We start from the raw sequence: 7,370 nt of genomic DNA, 5'->3' as shown, positions 1-7,370 counted from the left end.
ACCTCCCCCTCGAGGGGGAGGTAGAAACGCCCGCGGCCGTCAGGCGGCCTGTCGCTTCTTCAGCGCGACATAGCCGAAGCGTCCGCCGACGCCCGCGACCAGCAGGCCGAAAAAGACGTAGGCATAGAGTTCCGTATTGTCGATCAGCCCCACGGTGAAATGGTGGCGGCCGACGAACTCCTTCGCGCCATCGTCGCTCGACAGCCGGGCGTAGAGCGCATATTTGCCCGCCGTCTGAATATTGACGTCGAAATTGACCATGCCATTGCGAAACTTCTGCAAAGGCAGGCGCAGAACAGTATCGCTCTCGGCCGGCTCGCCATCGCCGTCGATATCGCGGACGACGCGAATATCCCAATTCATCTCGCGCAATTCTGCGTCTGGAGCGTCCAGCGCGATCACCGTCGCGCCTGTGTCGGGAAGCACGTCGCAGACGCGATCTATGTTCTTCTTGGGCTGCATGGCGACGAATTTCATCGCCTTGCCGGCCCCGAGCGCCACGGGGCACTCGGGATCATAATAATGCCAGCCGGCCGCCTTCGCCGCAGGGGCGGAAAGAGCGGCGCCGACGAGGGCGAGCGCGACAGCGAGACGCGAACAAAGGCGAGGCGAGACCAATTTCCCCATGCTCCCCGAGGCTTCCGATCTGCGGCGAAACTGCAATTTTTTATGCGATTTTGCAATTCGAACGATAGAGCGGCGCGAATGCGCGCGGCCGATTCCCTCCCGGCGATTCCCTCGCGGCGCGAAACAGGCTAGTCTCGCGCCCGTCGCGCCCCTTTCTGTCGAGCCCGAGCCCCGGCATGTCGCTTCCCAATGAATATCTGATCGATCGTCGCCGCCTTCGCCGCAAGCTCGGCTATTGGCGCGTTCTGGCCGTGGTCGCCGTCGCCCTCGCCGGCCTCGCGGCCTTTGCGCGATTCGGCGAGGGCGGGCCGAGCCCGGCCGCCAAGCTCTCGCCCCATATCGCCCGCCTGTCGATCAGCGGCCTCATCACCGGCGACAAGGCGACGCTCGATCTCGTCAAATCGATCGGCGAATCACATGCGAGCGCCGTGCTGCTGAATATCGACAGCCCCGGCGGCACCACGACCGGCTCCGAGAAGCTCCATGACGAGCTGCGCCGCCTCGCCGAGAAAAAGCCCATGGTCGCCGTCGTCGGGACGCTCGCCGCCTCCGGCGCCTATATCGCCGCCATCGCCTCCGACGAGATTTTCGCGCAAGGCAATTCGATCGTCGGCTCGATCGGCGTGCTGTTCCAATTCCCCAATGTCTCGCGCCTGCTCGACACTGTGGGCGTGAAGGTGGAGGAGGTGAAATCCTCCCCGCTGAAGGCCGCGCCCAATGGGCTGGAGCCGACCAGCGACGCCGCGCGCGAGGCCATCGCCGCGCTCGTCACCGATTCCTACGACTGGTTCAAGCAGCTGGTGAAGGACCGCCGCAAGCTCACCGACGAGGAGCTCGCCAAGGTCTCGGACGGCCGCGTCTTCACCGGCCGCCAGAGCCTGCCGCTGAAGCTCATCGACAAGCTCGGCGGCGAGCGCGAGGCGATCGAATGGCTGGAGGCCAATAAGGGCGTCGCCAAGAAGCTGCCGGTGCGCGACTGGAAAGAAAAGAGCACGCTGGAAAAGCTCGGCCTCGTCGATTCGATGGCGTCCATGTCGCGGACGCTGGGACTTTCGGCCTTCGCCGACGCGCTGGAGCGCGCCGGCCTTCTCGCGCAGCAGGGGCTGCTTGACGGTATGGTTGCGATTTGGCACGCTCCCATGCCCGATTGAGGCTCCGATCGATGCGGTCACGTCGGTAGAACTGGAACGTCGCATGATCAAATCCGAACTCATCCAAAGAATTGCCGCCCGCAATGGGCATCTCTATCAGCGCGACGTCGAGACGATCGTCAGCACGATTCTCGACGAGATCACACTGGCGCTCGCGCGCGGCGACCGGGTCGAGCTGCGCGGCTTCGGCGCCTTTTCCGTGAAACGGCGAGAGGCCCGAACGGGTCGCAATCCGCGCACCGGCGAGCAAGTCTCGGTGGAGGAGAAATCCGTGCCCTTCTTCAAGACGGGCAAGGAAATGCGCGAGCGGCTGAACGACGCCCACGGCTGACCTTCGATAGGGCAGCGGACGAAGTAGGAAGGTGACATGAGATCGGTTCTGCGCATTCTCGTCTTTGTTCCGCTGGCGCTGGCGTTCTTATATTTCGCGGTGGCGAATCGCGGGCCGGTGAAGATTTTCCTGGACCCGTTTCCGGGCGCGGGCGAGAGCGGGCCGTCTTTCGAGGCGCCGCTCTATCTCGTGGTTCTGGCGGCGATCGCGCTGGGCGTGCTGGCGGGCGGCCTGTCATCCTGGGTGGCGCATGGCCGCTATCGCCGCGCCGCCAAGACCGCGCGCGCCGACGCCAAAAAGGCCCGTTCCGAGGCGGATCAGCTGCGCGGCCAGGCGCTGGCGAGCCTTTCGCCCGCCCCTAACCGCTCTTCGCGCAACGACCTTTGACGAACAAGCCCGAGGCGCTTGAAAAACCCATTCGGCGCCGCTAAGAGGAACGCCTCGGACGAGCCGCGGCCCGTCCAGGGAATGCCGCAATAGCTCAGCTGGTAGAGCACATCATTCGTAATGATGGGGTCGGGGGTTCGAATCCCTCTTGCGGCACCAATATTTCCAGGCTTCGAGCCTCGCGCCATCCCCTCGAAAATACCTGTCCCGGCCCGAGAGCCCCGTGATAGCCGGCTCAGGCGCGTCGCGGACCTCCCTTGATCGAGAAGATCGTCGCGATCGCCGTCGAATCGACGCCGTCATTATCGCGTGATTCGGGAATCCGTGGTCGTCGCGCGTCCCCGGCCTGCCGCACACTGGTCGAGATCGGAGGATTTTCTCTGTCGCATCCTGCTCCAGGCGATCACGCGCGCAGCTCATCACCGGCGGCTGTCGAGCGAGAGGGATGACATCGCCTCCGAAGCGCGCTCACACCTCGATCGAGATGACGACGCATCGGCCGCAGACAGAAGACACCCGTGCTTTCCGGTGGGTTTTATAGGAGCTTATCGACGAGGCTATTTTGACAGTCACGTAATTGCACATTTTTGATATTCAGCGCTTGTTAAAAACATATCATCCTAGTAGGAATATGTATCCGGCCAATCGAGGGCTCGATCCCCTCGCCGGCCGTTGGTCCGAGGCGTCTGTCGGGACCACATCGCCGAGACGAATTGCCGTTGGGGGTGACGAGGATGAAAAAACCACTGAAGCATGTGTTGTTGGCGCTGATGCTCGGCGCGTCCACGGCGACGATCGCCATCGCGGCGGATGTCGCGCCTGCGGCGGGTCCGGCGCGTTCGAGCGGCGCGTCGCGTCCGCATTGGGCCTATCAGCCCGTGCAGCGTCCGGCGATCCCGGAGGTGGAACGCAAAGCATGGGTGCGCTCGCCGATCGACGCTTTCCTCCTCGCGAAGATCGAAGCGGCGAAGCTCTCCCCGTCGCAGGACGCAGACCGCACGGCTTTCATTCGCCGCGCAACGCTGGACGTCTCGGGCCTCATTCCCGAACCAGAGGATGTCGCCGCTTTCGTCAACGACGCCTCGCCCGACGCTTATGAGAAGCTCATCGATCGATTGCTGGCCTCGCCGCGCTATGGCGAGCGGCAGGCGCGCCGCTGGCTCGATCTCGCGCGCTATGCGGATAGCGCGGGCTTTCAGAATGATGTGACGCGCCCCAATTTCTTCCGCTATCGCGATTACGTCGTCCAGTCCTTCAATGAGGACAAGCCCTATTCGCGCTTCATTCAGGAGCAGATCGCCGCGGACGAAATCGCACCCGGCGATCAGAAAGCGCTGGTCGCCACCGGCTTCCTGGCGAGCTACACCGATAACCCCAATGCGCGCGACCTCATCGGCCGCAAATATCAGATCACGACCGACATCACAGACACGATCGGAACGGCGATCCTCGGCACGACGGTCGGCTGCGCGCGCTGCCACAATCACAAGTCCGACAAGATCACGCAGAAAGATTATTTCTCGCTGCAGGCCTTTTTCGCCAATACGGCCTTCGACGAAAAAATCCCCGCCGCCAAGGGCGAGCAGGAGATCGCCTATGAGAAGGCGCTCGCCAAATACGAGACGGCGGCCAAGGATATTCTGGACAAGCAGAAGGCGATCATCGCGCAGATTCGCGACAAGGCCTCCAGCTTCTACAAGGAGCGCTACAATCCCGATGCGCGCGCCTCGCTCTTCAAGGCGAAATCCGAGTGGAACGCGCTCGACCGTTGGGTCAATTATCGGGCGGATGTCGTCACCGATCAGCCGGCGCTAGCCAATTATCTGCGCGACATCGCCAATGATGCGCAGAGCCCCGACCATACGCCGGAGGCGGTGGCGAAATGGGCCGAATATCAAAAGCTCACGGAAGAGCTGAAGAAATTCGAGAAGCTCAAGCCGACGCGCGGCGCGGACACATTCACCGCGGCGACCGAGCTCGGACATTCCGATGCTCCGCCCACTTACATATATTTCGGCGGCAATCACGAGCGTCCGCTCGACGAGGTGCAGCCGGCCTTCCCCGAGGCTTTCGCCAATGGCGAGACCCCTGCGATCACGCCGACGGCTGCCTCCTCCGGCCGCCGCACGGCGCTCGCCAATTGGCTCACCAGCCCGAGCAATCCCTTGACCGCGCGCGTTTTCGTGAATCGCGTCTGGAACGAATATTTCGGCAAGGGCATCGTCGGCACGGTCAGCGATTTCGGCAAGGCCGGCGACAAGCCGACCAATCCCGAGCTGCTCGACTATCTCGCCAATAGCTTCGTCGATGGCGGCTGGAGCATCAAAAAGCTGCACCGCGAGATTCTCTTGTCGAGCGCCTATCGGCAATCTTCCGCGCATCGTGACGATGTCGCCGCCGCCGATCCGGAGAATAAGCTGCTCGCCGTCTTCCCGCGCAAGCGACTCGACGCCGAGCAGATTCGCGATTCCTTCCTGCAGGCGTCCGGCCGTCTCGAGGGAGCGATCGGCGGTCCCGCGGTGTATCCGCCGCTGCCGGCCAATCTCAATGTCGGCCCGGCTTGGGAGGCGTCCAATGATCCGCACGAGATCAATCGGCGCAGCCTCTATATTTTCGCGCGGCGGAGCGTTCCCTATCCGCTGCTCGAGACCTTCGACCTCAACAATCCACAGCAGGCGCACAGCAAGCGCGACGTCACCACGACGCCGCTGCAAGCGCTGACGCTCGTCAATAATGATCTCGTCTTCCAATGGTCGCAGGCGCTCGCCGGCCGCGTCATTCGCGAGGCCGGCGCCGACGAGGGCGCGCGCTTGGAACGGCTCTATCAGATCCTGTTCTCACGCAGCCCCGACGCATACGAGAAATCGCTGCTCCACGCCTTTCTCGACGAGCATGAGAAGCTCATCGGAGCCAAGCCCTCCGACGGCAAATTCTCGATCGCCGTGCCGACAGGAAAAGACGTGAGCACGACCAATCCGATCCGCGCGTCCGCCTTCGTCGACCTCGTGCATACGGTCGCGAATTCCAATGAGTTCATCTACCGCTTCTGACAATCGCATCGATCATCTGGAAGAAAAGGAACGTCATCATGAGCAAGACGCGTCGAGAATGGCTGTTCAACGCCGGGTATGGCCTCGGCGGTGTGGCGCTGAACGGCTTCATGCCGGGCGGCGGCGTGTTCTCGGTTCCGCTCGCCCAGGCGGCGGCGACCTTCGTCGATCCACTGACGAAGAAGGCTCCGCATTTCGCTCCCAAGGTGAAATCGGTAATCTGGTTGCATATGGACGGCGCGCCGAGCACGCTCGATCTCTATGACTATAAGCCCGAGCTGGTGCGCCTCGCCGGCCAGGAGGTTCCCGAGTCCTTCCTGAAAGGGCTCCAGGTCACCACCTCCGGCGGCGCCGGCAAGCTCTTCGCCTCCAAGCGCACATGGAAGCAATATGGCCAGAGCGGCGCGTGGTTCTCGGACCTGCTGCCCAACCTCGCGCAGCACGCCGACAAGATCACCTTCGTCAAGTCGAGCGTCACGGTCGGCGCGACGCATGACATATCGATCCTGAAGCTCAACACCGGCGACGTCACGCCCGGCCGTCCGTCGCTCGGCGCCTGGATCACCTATGCGCTCGGCTCCGCCAATCCCGATCTGCCGCCCTATGTCGTGCTCTATAGCGGCAAGCGCGAGCCGCGCGGCGGCTCGGTGAATTGGAGCTCCGGCTTCCTGCCGGCGGTCTATCAGGGTACGGCCTTCCGTCCCGGCGCGTCGCCGATCCTCAATCTCGACAAGCCGGAGCTGATCGCCGCGGCTCAGCAGCGCGACAATCTCGATCTGCTGCGCAAGCTCAATGAGCACAAGTCCGGCGAGCAGCCGTCCGACACCGAGCTGCAGGCGCGCACGCGCTCCTATGAGCTCGCCTATCGCATGGAGACCTCGGCGCCGGAAGCCGTCGATCTCTCCAAGGAGACGGCGGCCACCAAGGCGCTCTATGGTCTCGATAATGACGCCACCAAGGACTACGGCACGGCGCTGCTGCGCGCGCGTCGTCTGGTCGAGCGCGGCGTGCGTTTCATCCAGGTCGTCTCCGGCCCCGTCGACGGCATCAGCGACGACAATAAGAACTGGGACGCGCATCGCAAGCTCGAGGAGAATCACGGCGCCAACACCCGGGCGATCGACAAGCCGATCGCCGGCCTGCTGGCCGATCTCGCGTCGCGCGGGCTGCTGGACGAGACGCTGATCGTTTGGACGTCGGAATTCGGCCGCACCTCCTATGGCCAGAGCGGCGACGGCCGCGATCATAACCCCTGGGGCTATACGCAGTGGCTCGCGGGCGGCGGCTTGAAGCACGGCCTCACCTATGGCGCGACCGATGAGATCGGCCTGAAGACCGTCGAGAATCCGGTCGACACCTATGATCTGCATGCGACCGTGCTGCAGCTGCTCGGCCTCGATCACCTGAAAACGATCTATCTGCGCGCCGGCCGCGCCGAGCGTCCGACGGTGGTCTATGGCAAGGTAGTCGGCGATCTCCTCGCCTGACCATCGCCCTTCGACGGAAAAATGCGCCCGCCCCAGAACCAGGGGCGGGCGTCTTTGTTTCCCGCGTCAATGGCCCGCGTAAGAACGGCGCGAGTCGTGAGATACGGGGAACGCGTGGAAGTCTGTGGCGGCGGCACGTTCGATCGCTCAGGCGTCGACAACAGCGTTTCAATTTTTCGCTTTCATGAGAATTCGAAGCACATCAATGTCCGCTCGGCGAATTATCGAGGCAAGTGCTCACGATTCCGTCCGACCCTTCGGCCGAGCTCGCGCAATAACCCACGTGCCTCCGGCGCCGCCCCCCAGTGGCACGGCTTCAGCGGCCCTGTCCTTGAAA

The 7,370-nt window shown here is 63.4% G+C and carries 7 protein-coding genes and 1 tRNA gene; 7 read left to right on the top strand and 1 reads right to left on the bottom strand.

Going from position 1 to position 7,370, the window contains the following annotated elements; all coding sequences use genetic code 11:
* Positions 1 to 39 precede the first annotated feature (39 nt).
* A complete protein-coding gene (locus A1351_RS01055) occupies positions 40 to 627 on the bottom strand; it encodes a hypothetical protein (RefSeq protein ID WP_064031939.1) in 588 nt (195 codons plus the stop codon).
* A 176-nt stretch (positions 628 to 803) separates the two neighbouring features.
* On the opposite strand from A1351_RS01055, the gene sppA reads away from it, so the two are divergent.
* The 7 genes from sppA (at position 804) to A1351_RS01025 (ending at position 7,033) form a co-directional block, all read left to right on the top strand.
* Complete coding sequence (gene sppA, locus A1351_RS01050) at positions 804 to 1,778, top strand: signal peptide peptidase SppA (RefSeq protein WP_064031938.1); 975 nt, start codon at positions 804 to 806, stop codon at positions 1,776 to 1,778.
* A gap of 43 nt (positions 1,779 to 1,821) precedes the next feature.
* Positions 1,822 to 2,109: an integration host factor subunit beta gene (gene ihfB / locus A1351_RS01045; RefSeq protein ID WP_018264144.1), complete on the top strand. Its 288-nt coding sequence runs from the start codon at positions 1,822 to 1,824 to the stop codon at positions 2,107 to 2,109.
* A gap of 36 nt (positions 2,110 to 2,145) precedes the next feature.
* On the top strand, positions 2,146 to 2,496 hold the full coding sequence (locus A1351_RS01040) for a lipopolysaccharide assembly protein LapA domain-containing protein (protein WP_064031937.1): 351 nt from the start codon (positions 2,146 to 2,148) through the stop codon (positions 2,494 to 2,496).
* Positions 2,497 to 2,579: 83 nt separating this feature from the next.
* Positions 2,580 to 2,655: transfer RNA gene (locus A1351_RS01035), tRNA-Thr, on the top strand.
* A 98-nt stretch (positions 2,656 to 2,753) separates the two neighbouring features.
* A complete protein-coding gene (locus A1351_RS24260) occupies positions 2,754 to 2,945 on the top strand; it encodes a hypothetical protein (RefSeq protein WP_157096023.1) in 192 nt (63 codons plus the stop codon).
* A 285-nt stretch (positions 2,946 to 3,230) separates the two neighbouring features.
* Positions 3,231 to 5,546 (top strand): DUF1549 and DUF1553 domain-containing protein, encoded by a 2,316-nt coding sequence (locus A1351_RS01030; RefSeq protein WP_064031936.1) that lies wholly within the window; start codon positions 3,231 to 3,233, stop codon positions 5,544 to 5,546.
* A 38-nt stretch (positions 5,547 to 5,584) separates the two neighbouring features.
* The gene (locus tag A1351_RS01025) at positions 5,585 to 7,033 is read left to right on the top strand and encodes a DUF1501 domain-containing protein (RefSeq protein WP_198162184.1); all 1,449 of its coding nucleotides are present in this window, start codon (positions 5,585 to 5,587) and stop codon (positions 7,031 to 7,033) included.
* Positions 7,034 to 7,370 lie beyond the last annotated feature (337 nt).

It is taken from the genome of Methylosinus sp. R-45379, assembly GCF_001644125.1.
Classification (GTDB): domain Bacteria; phylum Pseudomonadota; class Alphaproteobacteria; order Rhizobiales; family Beijerinckiaceae; genus Methylosinus.
The sequence above is the reverse complement of the archived record's forward strand: the minus strand, read 5'-3'. Positions and strand labels throughout refer to the sequence as shown.